We start from the raw sequence: 13794 nt of genomic DNA on the forward strand, positions 1-13794 counted from the left end.
GATGCGCTGCCATTGCCGCTGGCTCAGTTCGTAGCGCGACACCATCCATTGTCCTCCAGATCGAATCTGGAAGCCTATGAATCATGCATCAACGCAATTTTGAATCCTGAATGTCGATTGGTCCTAGGACGAGGCGGCCAGTGCCGCGGCCTTCGCCATCGGTGAGGCTCACTTGCTTTCCCGACTTCTCGACCCGTTTGATAGCGTGGCGGATGGCTCCGTCGGTGAGGCTGGGCATGACGCGGGCTCTTGTAGATCTGGGGTCGGTAAGGCCTCGCGGATCGGGGGCAGTTAGGCCTCCGATCGGCGAGAACAGCCCCCAATATGCAAAATGCCGCTCCCAGCACGCAAGTCCAAAAAAGCCAGTGATTCAACAGCACTGGCCGTGATCCAGCGTGACTCTCAGGGGCCGAGTAGGATGGTTGTGGTCAAACCACTCAAGCCATATTCATAATATTTATCAATTGCTTGTGACCTTCTTGTAGAAAGGTGGTGCCGTTAATTGGGGCATGTGTCAAGTGACCATGTGTGATCTTTCACGCTTGGGCACGATCGCATTTGCTCAGTCCTCTGACGTACCGATCAACCACGGATTCCGAATGCTTATCTGTTCCAAGCCAGCGACCTCGGAACGACTGAAAGGCCTCTCTGCTACTCTGTTGGTGCTAACTTTCCTAGGGCAGTTCGGGTGTGGGTCTGCAGACAACGAGCACGGATTTGTTTCCAGCCGATCGCCTTTGGCGACATCAACCAATCGCGACGCTCGGACTGTCCAAATCGTTTTTAAGTGAAGTCCCCTGCTGCGCATTCACACAAGCCCGCTACCCGGACGCTCTCCCCTTGGACCCGATCAGTCGGGACCGAACCACGGCCAATTCTCGATACCGTAGTACGGTTCGTTTGAATCATTATTTACATTGAACAGACTCGCGATTGTCGCCAGTTCGCAGCCATTCTCCTCGCGAAGGGTGGGCAGGGCTGGCACGACCTCGTTGCGTGGCGGCGCCGGCCAAGGACCTCCCTCAGGATTTAGCTTCGCCTGCAACTTGACGCATTCCGCGATGGGTAGGGCAAAATCGCGTATGATGTCCGAGCGGGTGCTCGACAAGCTCCATCCCAAGGGCAACCCGAGCCGCACCGCCGGAACGACATCCATGTGGAAGCCGACGTTCAGGGTTGGCGTCTCGGTGCAGGGCAAAAGACTGCAAAAGCTTCCGCGCGCGTTGCGGATGGCTTCACTTCCCCGCGCCACGCGGGTGTTCAGCATCGTACGAAGGGGGTCGAACAGGAAGGATTGATCTGGTTCATCCTCAACGAAGTCGAATACCCCGGAAGAGTTCGTCACCGCTAGGTAGGTGAGATGGATGACCCGGTTGCATCCCCAGTCCACCGGTTCTGTAAAGGTCTTTGCGACAACAAGCTTGCAGCCGTCGTCAAATTTCAGGATGCCGCACTCTGGTCCTAGGTCGCCACAGTCCAAGGCAGCGGTCTGGAGACCGCGCAAGCCCTCGACGATATCCATCGCTGTCTCGGCTCCCGAATTCTCGTAGTACCCGCCATCGGCGACGGTCGTGGTGTCCTTCCCGTCTACCGTCCTGCCGGACGGTGTGATCCAGGGGAATCGCGCGCTGAGCGCGACGGCACTGCTCACACGGACACTGCTCTCGATGCTGGGTAAATACCACTCGATTGGCGCCAAATAGAGAGGAGAAAACATGAACCGTTCGCCCGTCGCGACGCGTGTGGAGACAAAAACTTGGGCGGGAACAAGATCCTTTGGGCGCCAGGAGTCTTCGATCGGCGTCCGGTAGAACGCCGCGGCCTGGTCTCCGCCGGACGCCTCGATCGCGGCTTCCATCGCGGTGGCTCTGTCGGCAGGAAAGACTTTGCCGGGCATTAGGGCATTCGGGATGTCGACATAAAGGAAGGTTCCGAGAACCGGCGCGAGATAGTCACCGGCATCAAATCGCGCCTCATCCCAGTTGGGAACGGGCCGGCAGGGTTGGACATCCACCCGCGCGTGCTCACCCCGGTACTTGGCGGCGAAGAGGGAGTTGCCCAGACTGCCGCCCGAGACGCCGACACTGGCGAAGACGTGCTGAGCAAAGCTGGGGCAGAGGTTCTCAAGCCCGGTCAGGACCGTATAGGCATGGGCGGCCGCGATGATGCCCCCGCCTTCGGCTGACGTTACGATTACCGGGTAAGGCTTTCTCGCTGTCTTGTAGGCTGCGAGATCGGGGCGTGATTCAAGCCACTCTTTCAAGGCCTGGTCCAAGTGCGGTTGAATATTCTCGCCATGGGGAACCTGGCGGACGAGGCTCCGCGCGGGATCCAGCCATAGGCTAAAAACCGCGATCGAGGCGGCTATCATGGCAAACCGGGGTCTCAGGGCAAGCGCCGCGGCGGCCACCGTGTATGATCCAAGGGCGAACACCAGAAGCGGCAGCGATCCGACCGCCCTCGTAAAGCCTACGGGGTAAATTGCCGTCAAGACGGCGCACAGGACAAAGCCAACCGTCACCGCGATCAAGCCCGTCCTGGCCCATCTTCGCGGGCTTCGCGCAATTGGGTTGGCCATGAGCCAGAGCGACGCGATCGCGATTACCGCACAGGAAAGGGCAAGGACCTTGGTGCCGGGTACGGCCTTCGCAAAACACAGGCAGACGGTGACGGCCGGAACGGACACCGCGGCGACATCTGGCAACCGGCTGGTGTTACCGCGCTGGGCCAGCAGCGCGTAGTGCGTTGCGCCGATGGTGATCAGAAGGCCGGTACTGGCCGCCACAAGGCGGAGAGGTGCGTCACCAGCCGCCAGCAAAACGTCGTCAAGCTGCCCTGGATAAATCCAATAGAGGAACGCGAAGCACAGGGCGAGCAGCAGGATCGGAAGCCGATGCAGCACCCTTGTGATTGACCTCACCGCCCCCACCCTCGCCTGTGGCGATCATCGCGCAGTTGACCATGAAAGCAAGGGACTTGTCGACGATGACCGTGCGACCTCATGCGCAAACTTGGGGAAGGTCGGCCCACTGCGTCGCGAGCGCGTGCGAGCAGAAACTGACCTGGCGGCGAACGGGCTCGATCGAGGGGCGCAGCTTAGTTTGGAAATGTTGATGTGGACATTCCAGGGTGCCGAAGATTGTGGTTCTCCCCGGATCGCGGACTTTCTCAGGAGTGCATACCAAAACGCCAAGGCGGTTGCATAGCCGAGATTGGCAAGTCAGAAAATCTTTATGATTCAAACGTGCTCAAGCATGACAAAGAACGCCGGTGGGGTATCGAGCGGGATCGTTGTGCAACTTCCTCGCGCTGCACGCTATCTTATTGAAAAATATTGTAAATATCACAATCGCCAAGAGTAAGGGGAGCGGCTTCTGGGGGCGTTATGGATGATCCTCCGTCAACAATCACGCTCACTCACCGGCGTCCATGGTGGATCGCGTTGACGCTCGGCACGCCACTGTATTCTTTTGATCCCACATTTCGAGCTCCTCAATTGGGTACAACACTGCTTTGCCAAGCTTGAGGTACGCCGGTCCAATCCTCTTGGCTCGCCAATTTCGCAGCGTTCCAAGAGAGATGCTGCCGCGATAACGATCCGACACTTCCTCAGCCGTCAAAAACTTCTTGTCATCCATCAGGCTCTCCAATGTCGGACGTCGGTAGCATGTGAGCAGACTCAAGCACGCTCTCAAACCGTGGATCATGCGGTTTCACGCCTATGAGTGGGTATGTGTGTAAGAAATGGAAGCCGCTGAACCAGGGAGTAGAAGCAGCGGATATGGCCGGATAGAAATCGGATCTACTGCCAACCAAATTCATAAGGTCGGTCGAGACAGGCTAGCTCGAAAATGGGGAGGGCGGTTTTCCGGCACCATTGCCTCGACCGACCATATGCGTCGCCTGCGGGTCTCAAATTCGCTAGGTGCGCCAACTCCATTGTTCGGTCTAGGCGACAATCGACTTCATAGCGGTTGACCGCATGCAACCCGTACGCCGAACCTACGGCCGTCTCTCGGGACTACGCCAAAAGACCTTGCAAGGAACTAGCCGAGCAGTTGTCGCAGAATCGCCGCTCTTGTGGGAAAGCGTACGCATGCTGCGTGACACAAAGGAACGATATGAGTTTCTCGGTTCGTAGCGGTCGCGCCCACCAACGCCGCTAAGGCCGGCCGGCACAACGGCCAGTCAGAACCTCAGCAGCGCTCCTCTGCTCTCTCCGCTCGGCTTTAAATGTCCTTCGGGAACGGCCGGTACTTTGCCGTTCGCAGCCCTTCGCGGTCGTCTTCGGTTATGTCGATGCCGGCCCAGTACCCGACCGTTAGATCAGTCTTCCAAACCGGCTGACCTGCCCGAGTGACTTTGACACGCTGGTTGGGATCGACGCCTCGCTTGATCAGTTCACGACACAAGACAGGCACGGGGTCTTTACGGGTGGTGATCTTGATTTCCTCGCCGGATAGGGTCGCGGCGGAAGTGTATGATCCGATTAGTTCGATGTGGTGCATGTTCTCCATTTTTGATTGGTAGAGGGGCGGGAGTGCCCGGATAGGGGATTGTGCCGGGGAGGGACGTGAAGCCGCTCCACGGTCAAACCGTTGGGTGTTCTGAGGGGGTTGCGAGGGGGCAGACCAGCAGTGGGTGGAAACGGCGTCGCCTGGGCCAGCTCAAGCAAGCTGCTGCAAACGGCCAAGTTGGGGTGGTGGAATGCTACCGTTCAAAAAGCCGTAGGCGACTGGTGTCGCGTTCCGCTTCGTCTATCTTCTAAGCCGAGCGCCTAAGCTCGCCAAAAGCGTCAAATATAAAATGGCTATTCCTGGCGCCAAAACTTGGTTATCGGCGAGGCCAGAACCTTGTAGCAGCGTAAAAATGATCGCAGTAAAGCAAAGAAACAGTGTCGCCGCAGCGAACGCATAAAGGCCAATAAGTCCCCAAAAATGCAACGGATTTCGGTCGCGATTAACAGGACCAATTCTCGTCTCGACATATCCAAGCTTATATGCGGCCATAACGTCACGCGTTCCTGACTTCATCCAATAGTAAGCGGCCCATGACAGGATAAGGAGCAAAAGCACGCTGGCCGTGGTGTCGGTCATGATTTTTGTTTCGGGTGACATGATATGTCTCGACTACGCTCGCAATTAATCAGGTTTGATTCCGGTGTGCAAAGGGTGGAAAGCGGTCGTCAGGCTACCAAGAAGCGCATCAAAACTCTTGCTCCTGCACGACCTCCCATGCCGACGATTGCCCCGACAATCCAGCCTGCCAAACCGAGCGCTATGGCCCCAGTGTATCCGGCGTTTTCGTAGCCAGTCATGCCGCCAAGCAACATCCCTGCCACGCAAAGCGCGACAATCCATACAGTGCGTAGGGTTTTCCCCAATTTGCTCATTCATCAAGACCCCTTGCTGATCTCGATCCGTACCTGGCGAACGTTACTGAGTACCTGATTGGAAGTGTCAATTTGGTCCAATTGCCGGACGTTGATCGTCGGCAAAGGGTCGAACTCGGTCGTTTAGAGCGATTGGGTTTTGATCCTAAAGGCCTTCCGATAGTGTTGGACCCAAGACGTCTTTGGAGCCGCATTAGCGGTCCCGAAGCGACAGAGGTGGTCGAGGTGCTGGCCTCCGCTCTCATCATCGTACCAGCCGAAGTCACGATTGGCGTCCCACATCGGGCCAATCCAAGCCAGCGCCTTGCGGCTCAGGTCCCCATATTCGCCGAGCGCGGGGTTGGCCTCACGCGACCAAGCAATGACACCGGCATTCCCCGCCAAGCCCTTCGCAGTCCTTATCGCCCGGTCCTCGGTTTGCTGCTCGGCTGGCCCGTAGACGGGTTGGAGGTCGCCGGTCTCATCTCGATCAACGCGGTGACGACGATCAGCTTAGAGGCCTTCTGCTGGGGAAGGATGTGGTCATGCCCTCCATGGGTTCAAGCCTCCGGTCCGACGTCGCCTATCCCAACTTCACACCCGCTAAGGCGATTCTATGGTTGACAAAGCCAAAGTGCGATAGGAATATATACCTGGCCAATTATCATCGCCCTTTGATAAATAATTCAAATAGAGTTCCAACTATTCCGAGAATAATAGCACCGTGAAACGCCACATAGGCATATAGATCACGTTTGCTCTCGACTGGTCTCCATTTGTTCGTCTTTTTATCCATAAGATTGAAATATATTAATATGGCAACCGAGGTCACGCCGAAGAAAAGCATCGAAACCGGCATAAGCCCCTCACGTCAATTGAAAGATACGTTCGGCGAGCTGAGGCGGGTGCATCTCCCAGGAGTACACTCGTCCGCCTACCGGATCCACAAAAGGTGGAGAAAATACGCCATCCCAATGCACATTCCTGTGAGCAATAAAGCAAGCAGGTAAAACACCCAGCGTTCATCTCCTTGGCGCGCAGGATCGTGCCAAAGCCTGCGCAACGTCCATAGCGCGTAAACCGAACAGCCGCTCGCGAGCAGGGAAATGGCAACCTTGAACGCAAAAGGATCGTAACGCTGCAGGATAATTCCGCCGACAGCCAGAGGAATAACGATCGCAAGGTGCTTCAACGTTTCCGGAACCTTTCCCGTTGGCCGGGCTGCGGGTGGCCGAACGAGAGACGGATAGGCGTGCAGCAGCTTCGTGTACGGATAGGCGTGCAGCAGCTTCGTGTATTGGGGAGGGATTTGCCGGAGAGCGCGGTCGTAGGCGTCTGGCCGAAGCAACACCCCGAACCTGCTTCTCAGCAACAGGTGGTCCATGAACGTGGGGTTCTTGCGCACTACTGCGATTGCCGGAAACGGCGAGGTGGCGCGATAGAGAATGCGATCAACGTCAGCCCAACGTGCCTCCTGCCATCCTAACACGCTCTTTGCGCGTATTCCGTCCAGTCTGACATCGATTTGATCAATGTTAAGCCTGATCCGCGCAAGCCCAATTCCAGCAAGCCCGCAGAAAAGGGCCAACGCTGCGTGAAAAGCAAATCGAGCCATCGGCGGCATAAGCGCCACCAGACGCGCTAGCGAGGAATGAGGATGCCAGTTCGGATCAAGCGAGGCGATGGCCATCCAAATACACCAAAGCGCGATAGCCAGCATCAGCAGCGCGCCCTTCATTATAGGATCGGATTTAAGCCAGTTCGCCACAATATTCTCCGCCATGCATGCCGAGGGGCGATACGACAGAACCGGCGAATATTCCGTTGTTCAGACGCTGAAGAATTTAAGGACTGCACAAGATCATAAAGGCGTCAGTGCCGCCCGTTTGTTCGCTGAGCGAACAGGTATCGTCGCCGATTGGATGCCGATACTTGGGTCATGCCCGACACTGGAGGAAGAGGGAAGCGCGGTGGCGCTTGGAAGCTCAGCAATGCCCACGAGGTCGGGCAGCGGGTGCTTGTCCGTTGCGGGCTCTGCAACGTCAAACGCTGGTGTTCGTATGCTTCAACACTTCTTTATTCGGCTGGAATAAATTTGACCGACGGCGGTTAAAAAGCTTCAACTGGCTGCCGGGCCGGCCGTCGCATCTCAAAGGCGACGGTGACGAAGGCGGCCACGACAGCCACCAGAGCGGCGCCGAGGGCCGGGTGCAAGCCCATGGCGCGAGATGCCTGTAGGACGGGCACGTGTGTGGCATAGAGCGGGTATGATAGCGCGCCGGCCCAAATAACCCACCTCATGCGAGGCAGCCCGAGCGAAGCTCTGATGATGAGGGGGCAGGCAACAAGCGCCATCATTTCGAGTGAGGCATTGATAGACGCCAGGCAGAGCATGAGCACGAAAGCGCCGATCGCCAAGATGGGTCTACCTCCTAGCGGTGCGTCGCCATACTGTCGAAACGTCCACATGCCCGCGAGGTAGCAGGACAACTCGCGCGGGATTAGCCATATGATCGCGGTGATCCCCGGCCCCCAATGCGTGAGACCTTTCGTGGAGCAGGCGACGAAGAGCAGGATGCTCGCCACGGCGGCTACCTTTAGCTGCATATTCGATAGTTTCGAGAAGAACGAGCCGTGGAGGGCATTGCAGACGATCTCGACGAACAGCGACCAGGCCGGCACGTTGAGGGGGAACGCTGCAGGACCAATCGAGGGCAGGAAGCACAGGACCAGCGCGTAGGACGCAAAGGCCTGCGCATAATGTCCATACACAGCCACGACCGACGCCAGACCGATGGTCGAGCCAATGGCCAGCGGTAGGAACAGACGCCGATATCGAAGGGTAATGAAGCCGCGGGTACTCAGATCGTTGCGCAATCGATCTTCGTAAGTCCTGGCCATCACGAAGCCGGACAGAATGAAGAACAGATCAACCGCGATTGAAGGGCCCAAGGGTAGCAGTGGAAAACCGTAGATGCTCACAAGATGATGTGCCGCGACAGCAATCGCCGCGACACCCCGCAACGCGTCGAGTCCGTAAAGCCTTCTGCTCAACGCAGTATCCCATCATTAGCGCTTCGCTCGGCGCCATCCCGCAGCCCGAGCCTCAGCTTCACTGCAAAACCACCGTTTGCCCTTCAGCAGGTGATTAGGGTCTCATCGCAATCTTCCTGCCCCGGAACGTGCTCGCCGAGGTTGTAGCTGATCTTTCCCTACCGCCGTGTAAATCCGGGGCGAGTCCCTATTCTGACGACGAGCAGCACCGAACCTGGCGCATATCGCGCCCTGCCATGCTGGAATGACATCATTGGGCGTTGGAGCCACCATATTCAGAGCGAACTCGCCGATCTGTAGCGGGTGATCAAACAGGAGCGAGGCCGGTTACTGGATCTGTTGGCGATGGCGACCGCCGCAAATCTGAACGCCGTGCTGGGCCGCTACAAGGGGCCAGTCTCAGCAGGCTTGGTCAGGCCGATGACATTGAGTCGTTTTTTTTCATTTTTGCGGCAATGTTTGTCACTTTTGCAGACAGGTTGGCGCGAGCAGCGTGCGTGGTTCCGAACACCCTAATGGCCAGCCGGCCGATGCTACTCAGGTTATGGTCAACTTCGGTTCGCTGATGGATCGGACAAATAGAGAAATAAAACCAAATAGTTATGCGAGTTTGTGTGCAAAAACTGCACACAAAAATTCTGCTTCTCTTCCATTTTCGTTTGCTCGATGGGACCGCAGTCCGGCGCCGCTAGGGACATTTTTTGACGCTGGATAGCGCCAGTCCCTGAACTTGCGCTCGTGCGTATCCATGTCCAGCAGAATGCCGCCTGGCAACATTCTAATGGATGCTGCTCGAGCCATGACCCCGGCGCGCTCACCTCATAGTCGCGAGCGCGAACGGTCTACTCAGTCGACTTTGAAGCACGCAAGGAACTCGTGCGATTGCGGATTCTGCAAACATTAGAAGTCCATACAAGTACCGAACACAAACCGGCCTTCGGATTGCTAGCTGGAGGACAGGTCGTACAGGCAAAGCGGGCGCTGTCCGTCGTCGGTGCCGACGGTGGAATTCGAGAGATTTCAGCGGTCCAAGAGATATGGTCAATGCTATGAGCCTACCCACCAATCTCGCTTGTTTTGATGAAGTGGCATCTGTAGTTGCGCAGCCCTCACTTCCTCCCATCGCGTGATGCCTTTGCTTTCGAGCGGGGGATGACCACACCACCTCCGACAGTTCCAACAAGTGGCTGAATTCCGCAAAAGGTCTTGCCTGGTTGGAGCCGGATGGTGTGGCGCTTAGGGTGTAAGATAGTAAGCAATTCCAGCATGGTATTGTACGCGCTGATATTTTCGATGTCATCCACGCGCTTATCAAGGTCAGCAGTCTCGTTAAGGCTGGTTATTTGAAATCGCACCGTCAAGAAGTCCAGTTTTTCTCATGGACAAGTTTCGAAATTAGAGATTAAAGTGAAAAATTGTCGCGCGAAGACGCGAATTTCGTATCGTCCCGGTGGGGGGGAACGATGGGGGTCGAGTTTTATCTGCGGCTACGCGCCGCTGCGTATTGGGTGCTATGCGCAGTGCTTCTCAGCGGCTGCGTCAGTAGCCAAGGTACGGCAGAATTCGAGTCCTATCGAGCAGCGACGCTAAAGTTATCTGAAACGTCGACTTTAATACTCGATCAACACGCCGTTCAGGAGCGAGCGTTGTTCCTGCAGCCTGAGGCAAAGCAGCTTTCCCTCAAGTTTGATCCTGAGCTTGCAAGTTACTACACGGATACAGTTGATCCGCCCGCCACGCGGGCGTTCCGGAACGCATTTCAGGCGGTTATTGCCTACAATGATTTGCTTTATGGCCTTTCCTCTGGGCAGACAGCTGACGCGTTAACCGCGAAGATCGGCACAATGAACGCGTCGCTGGCGAACTCGATTCAAAGCGCCGATTTTTTGACGAGTTCAACGCTGCCTCAGCGAGTCGCCATATCCGCAGGTCTCCAAACGGCATTCCTTCAAGTTCGGCCGCTCTTGAGAGCAGGATTGGGACTGAGATCAAGGCAGAGATTCCGTGAATACCTGATCGCATTTTACCCTGCGACGCGCAACCTTTTGGTCGGACTTCGGCAAAGTACCGGCAATATGTTTCTGATACTCAATGCCCCCGAATTGAACAGAATTCGTGCCAGTGCAACGGGTCAGCCAAGCAAGGAAGATCTGGATCACATTTTGACCTACCGGCGGCTCTTAGCCAACTGGGTCATTCTGATTGATGCAGCGATCGACGCTTTGGACGCCGCAAAGAAATCGATTGAAGCGCCCGCCAACCCGGTGGCCGTTGTTGAAGGCCTCACGATAGCGACTGATGAACTGAATGCCGCATCGCTCGCGGCTCGGCGGGATCTGGCTGCGCTGGCGACGAAATGATGCGCTTGAGTCCTCTAGGTTGAAAGAAGCAACACCTGGTCGGGTGCGTTGCAGTTGGTGGAGGAGTACGTGGACCAATTAATAGCGCAGATTGAGGAGGCTCGGGTGCGGCTTCGTGCAGCCTTCAGCGCTGCCGCTGGGAAGCAAGATGTCCAGCAAGGCATTCAGAAATCGCTACAAGATCTGGCTGACCTGCAAGGGCAGATCGAGCTCGCGGGGGTTATGAATGCTGCGGCAAACGTTAGTGCCCTCACAAGCATCCTCGACAAAGCGATAGCCGTCGTACGATACGACATTTCTGGCTTCCTGGTCGAGGACCTGAAAGCTTTGCGGCAGCGGGTTAGCGGTGTTTCAGTTCCGGCAGGCGAAGTTGTCCCGCCACAGCCGTTTCCGGACACCAACCCGCCTGCAGCCGGCGGAACGTTGCCAGCACCTGGCGGTAATGGCCCAGTCGCGGCGCCCGTTATTGTAACCACCCCCGGAGTTGGAACCCCTCAACCAGCGAACCCAGATAGGCCAGTGATTAGTCTGTCGCCGTCAGGACTTCGCCGCGTGAACGGTCCTGTGGTCATAGCCCTTCAGCTCGCACTGATACGCAATGGCCAGGCGATAGAACCCGATGGTGACTTTGGGGGGATTACGGCGGGAGCCGTGCAACGCTGGCAGGCGGCAAATGCTTTGGTCCAGACAAATGCGGTCACGGAAAGCGAGTGGGTTAAGCTGACGGGATGTCCTGTGCCCTCCCTCTTTGATCTGTGCCTTGGTGTGACGTCCGATTTTGAGGGCACAAAATTTGACAGGGTAGTGGGCAACTTCGACGATCAAGGGCTCACCTTTGGGCTCATTGGATTCACCCTCGTAAACGGTGAATTGAAAGCGCTCCTGACCAGGATTGAGGCACTCAAACCCGGTAGCGTGGCCATCGCTTTTGGGGCCCTCTATCCGGAATTGATGACGGTCCTCGACCTTCCAGGCGCACAGAAACAGCAGTGGGCGAATACGGTTTCGTTCGGTCCCAATCGTATGGAAGTGGCAGAACCCTGGAAAAAGGCCTTTCTTCGAATAGGCAGCTTTCCTCATGCACGACGGGCTCAGATGGAACGAGCTCGGTCAGTGTATTGGGAGAAAGCGCTCGGCGATCTCGATCGCTTTGTGCCTATGGGGAAGCCGCGAACCGACCTCGATGCGGCGTTCTGGTACGATACTTCGGTGCAAAACAGCCTCAGCGCGAATGAAACACAACTCCTAAGCACGGCGGGCGCCACAAGCCTCACCGGACCCGCGCTAAGGGAGCGCTTTTCGCAGGTTATCGCCAACGGAAGCCTTGGTAGGTGGCAGGATGACGTACTCAAGAGAAAACGCACGTTCGTTGGCGGGACGGGGACGGTTCATGGTTCCGCCTACGACTTGGCTGCCTGGGGCTTTGCAGATAGATCGGTATCGGCCGCGGATCTAGCCGCGCCATCCTCGATCATCGACCTTGTCTCGTCGGGAACGTCAGGGTGGAACGAGGGAACTTTAGGACCGGACGCGGAGGCTAGCGAGGGCCCGGCGGTAGAGGGTAGCTCTCCGGCGCCAGTGCTGGTGGGAAACAGCGCGCATGCTGGCTGGGCGCTCTACCCAAAGTTTGTCAGCTTTGTCGACGGACTGGGTCTAAGAAGCATCACTGCCGACGAACTTCTCTTCCTCGGAGCCCAAAACGAGTCCGGCTCGTGTCATGGCCTGAATACCTACCCGCCTGAGGAGCTGTGGCCAAACATAGCGCCGACCGCCGCTATCGTCGACAAATTGCGAAACGATCTGGCGCAGCCCGTCCATCTTTTAAGTATTTATCGCTCCCTGGCGTACAACTCCTGTATTCAGGGTAGCGCGGCCCATAGCCAGCACATGCAATACAGGGCCATCGATTTTGTCATGGATGGCGGGAATCCTATTTCATGGAGCACGAAGCTTAAAACTTATCGCGCTAGCGGAATGTTTAGAGGAGGCATCGGCGTATACAGAGGCTTTGTGCATGTGGATACTCGCGGTAGTGATGCCGATTGGACGGGCTAAACGGAAAATCCTAGGCGCTATATGATAATAGGATGAGATAGATGAGCAGATTCTCGAAAATAATCGGTTTCGGAATGTTCGTCATCTTCTTCGCGCTAATGATTCTAATTTACATTGTTGGCGAATGGAAGGTTACAGACTCTATCGCATTGCCGGCATTGGCCATAACCGGACTCATGGTGTTACTAGCGTCACTGGCGCTTGTGGCAGTTACATTTTCCTATATGGGCATTGGTGACAAAACACAGGCCTTGGCGTTGCCAGAAGGGTCTGTAAGGGCCGTCATTGCGCTGTGCTTGTTGGTTCTCTTTGCGATCCTGTCTATCTATCTCTATGGGAAGCTGGCTACTCCGTTGCCCATTCAGTCGTTTTCAGAGCTCTCAACGAACGACAAAGAGAACTTCATCAAGAGCCTCGCCACAGGTGAGTTGGTAGGGATCACTGGATCAGATGAAAAAGGATTCACTGTCTATGTGAGACAGTCTGTTCGTCCTGAGAGCATTGATTTTGCCAAGCAAATTCTTGTGATGTTAGGAACGCTCGTTGCGTCTATTTCAAGCTTCTATTTTGGATCCAGGACGGCCGAGTCGTCAGGCTTGAAGGGGTTTGGAACCCCCTCCGCGGGGACGGAGACCAATGTGAGTTCTGTTTCTCCTGCCATGATTGTGCGATCCACCACTGCGAAGTCGATGCTCATCTTTGGTCAAAATTTAGGGGGCGTTCAGAGCGTGAGCCTTGTGAACGGGACTAACGTGATCAGGGCTTCCGGCGTCACTGCGACACCTGCTGCCGTGACTTGTGATGTGAAAGTGGGGACGGACGCCCCCGCCGGCGTTTGGTCTGTTAGCTTGGCCGACGCAGCCGGCAAGACAATTACGGCGAGCCAGACGATTGCAGTGACCTAATTTCGAGAGCTGCAGCCGATGGCGTTTGCCAAAGCTTGCACAAAGGCTA

The 13794-nt window shown here is 56.3% G+C and carries 10 protein-coding genes and 1 pseudogene; 3 read left to right on the top strand and 8 right to left on the bottom strand.

The genetic code is table 11. The features are described 5' to 3' along the window. Positions 1-88: 88 nt before the first annotated feature. The 8 genes and pseudogenes from ACFX5Q_RS23410 to ACFX5Q_RS23445 all read right to left on the bottom strand — a co-directional run bounded on the left by ACFX5Q_RS23410 (position 89) and on the right by ACFX5Q_RS23445 (position 8425). Positions 89-238 (bottom strand): hypothetical protein, encoded by a 150-nt coding sequence (locus ACFX5Q_RS23410; RefSeq protein ID WP_404282009.1) that lies wholly within the window; start codon positions 236-238, stop codon positions 89-91. Between the two features lie 612 nt (positions 239-850). Next, a complete protein-coding gene (locus ACFX5Q_RS23415; RefSeq protein ID WP_404281835.1) occupies positions 851-2902 on the bottom strand; it encodes a hypothetical protein in 2052 nt (683 codons plus the stop codon). A 511-nt stretch (positions 2903-3413) separates the two neighbouring features. Next, positions 3414-3638, bottom strand: a complete 225-nt coding sequence (locus ACFX5Q_RS23420; RefSeq protein WP_404281837.1) for a helix-turn-helix domain-containing protein — start codon at positions 3636-3638, stop codon at positions 3414-3416. A gap of 591 nt (positions 3639-4229) precedes the next feature. Continuing rightward, positions 4230-4508, bottom strand: a complete 279-nt coding sequence (locus tag ACFX5Q_RS23425) for a hypothetical protein (protein WP_404281839.1) — start codon at positions 4506-4508, stop codon at positions 4230-4232. 249 nt (positions 4509-4757) lie between these two features. Then, positions 4758-5096, bottom strand: a complete 339-nt coding sequence (locus tag ACFX5Q_RS23430; RefSeq protein WP_404281841.1) for a hypothetical protein — start codon at positions 5094-5096, stop codon at positions 4758-4760. 611 nt (positions 5097-5707) lie between these two features. Beyond that, positions 5708-5910 (bottom strand): annotated as a pseudogene (locus ACFX5Q_RS23435) (hypothetical protein); the annotation flags it as partial. A gap of 395 nt (positions 5911-6305) precedes the next feature. Then, entirely contained in the window at positions 6306-7139 is an 834-nt protein-coding gene (locus tag ACFX5Q_RS23440; RefSeq protein ID WP_404281843.1) for a hypothetical protein, read from the bottom strand. 341 nt (positions 7140-7480) lie between these two features. Beyond that, positions 7481-8425, bottom strand: coding sequence for an acyltransferase family protein (locus tag ACFX5Q_RS23445; RefSeq protein ID WP_404281845.1), 945 nt, complete (start codon positions 8423-8425; stop codon positions 7481-7483). A gap of 1646 nt (positions 8426-10071) precedes the next feature. Between ACFX5Q_RS23445 and ACFX5Q_RS23450 the strand changes: the two genes are divergently transcribed. The 3 genes from ACFX5Q_RS23450 to ACFX5Q_RS23460 all read left to right on the top strand — a co-directional run bounded on the left by ACFX5Q_RS23450 (position 10072) and on the right by ACFX5Q_RS23460 (position 13745). Then, complete coding sequence (locus ACFX5Q_RS23450) at positions 10072-10785, top strand: hypothetical protein (RefSeq protein WP_404281847.1); 714 nt, start codon at positions 10072-10074, stop codon at positions 10783-10785. Positions 10786-10854: 69 nt separating this feature from the next. Next, entirely contained in the window at positions 10855-12840 is a 1986-nt protein-coding gene (locus ACFX5Q_RS23455) for a D-Ala-D-Ala carboxypeptidase family metallohydrolase (protein WP_404281849.1), read from the top strand. Positions 12841-12881: 41 nt separating this feature from the next. After that, positions 12882-13745 carry a hypothetical protein gene (locus ACFX5Q_RS23460; RefSeq protein WP_404281851.1) on the top strand — a complete coding sequence of 288 codons (864 nt, stop codon included), beginning with the start codon at positions 12882-12884 and terminating at the stop codon, positions 13743-13745. The last annotated feature ends 49 nt before the right edge of the window (positions 13746-13794 follow it).

The sequence above is a fragment of the Mesorhizobium sp. IMUNJ 23033 genome (genome assembly GCF_044778005.1).
Lineage (GTDB): Bacteria > Pseudomonadota > Alphaproteobacteria > Rhizobiales > Rhizobiaceae > Mesorhizobium > Mesorhizobium amorphae_A.

Bases quoted from the DNA above. Each gene is read 5' to 3' on its own strand.
- ACFX5Q_RS23410 (WP_404282009.1), bottom strand. From the start codon at position 238: ATGCCCAGCCTCACCGACGGAGCCATCCGCCACGCTATCAAACGGGTC.
- ACFX5Q_RS23420 (WP_404281837.1), bottom strand. From the start codon at position 3,638: ATGGATGACAAGAAGTTTTTGACGGCTGAGGAAGTGTCGGATCGTTAT.
- ACFX5Q_RS23425 (WP_404281839.1), bottom strand. From the start codon at position 4,508: ATGCACCACATCGAACTAATCGGATCATACACTTCCGCCGCGACCCTA.
- ACFX5Q_RS23430 (WP_404281841.1), bottom strand. From the start codon at position 5,096: ATGACCGACACCACGGCCAGCGTGCTTTTGCTCCTTATCCTGTCATGG.
- ACFX5Q_RS23460 (WP_404281851.1), top strand. From the start codon at position 12,882: ATGAGCAGATTCTCGAAAATAATCGGTTTCGGAATGTTCGTCATCTTC.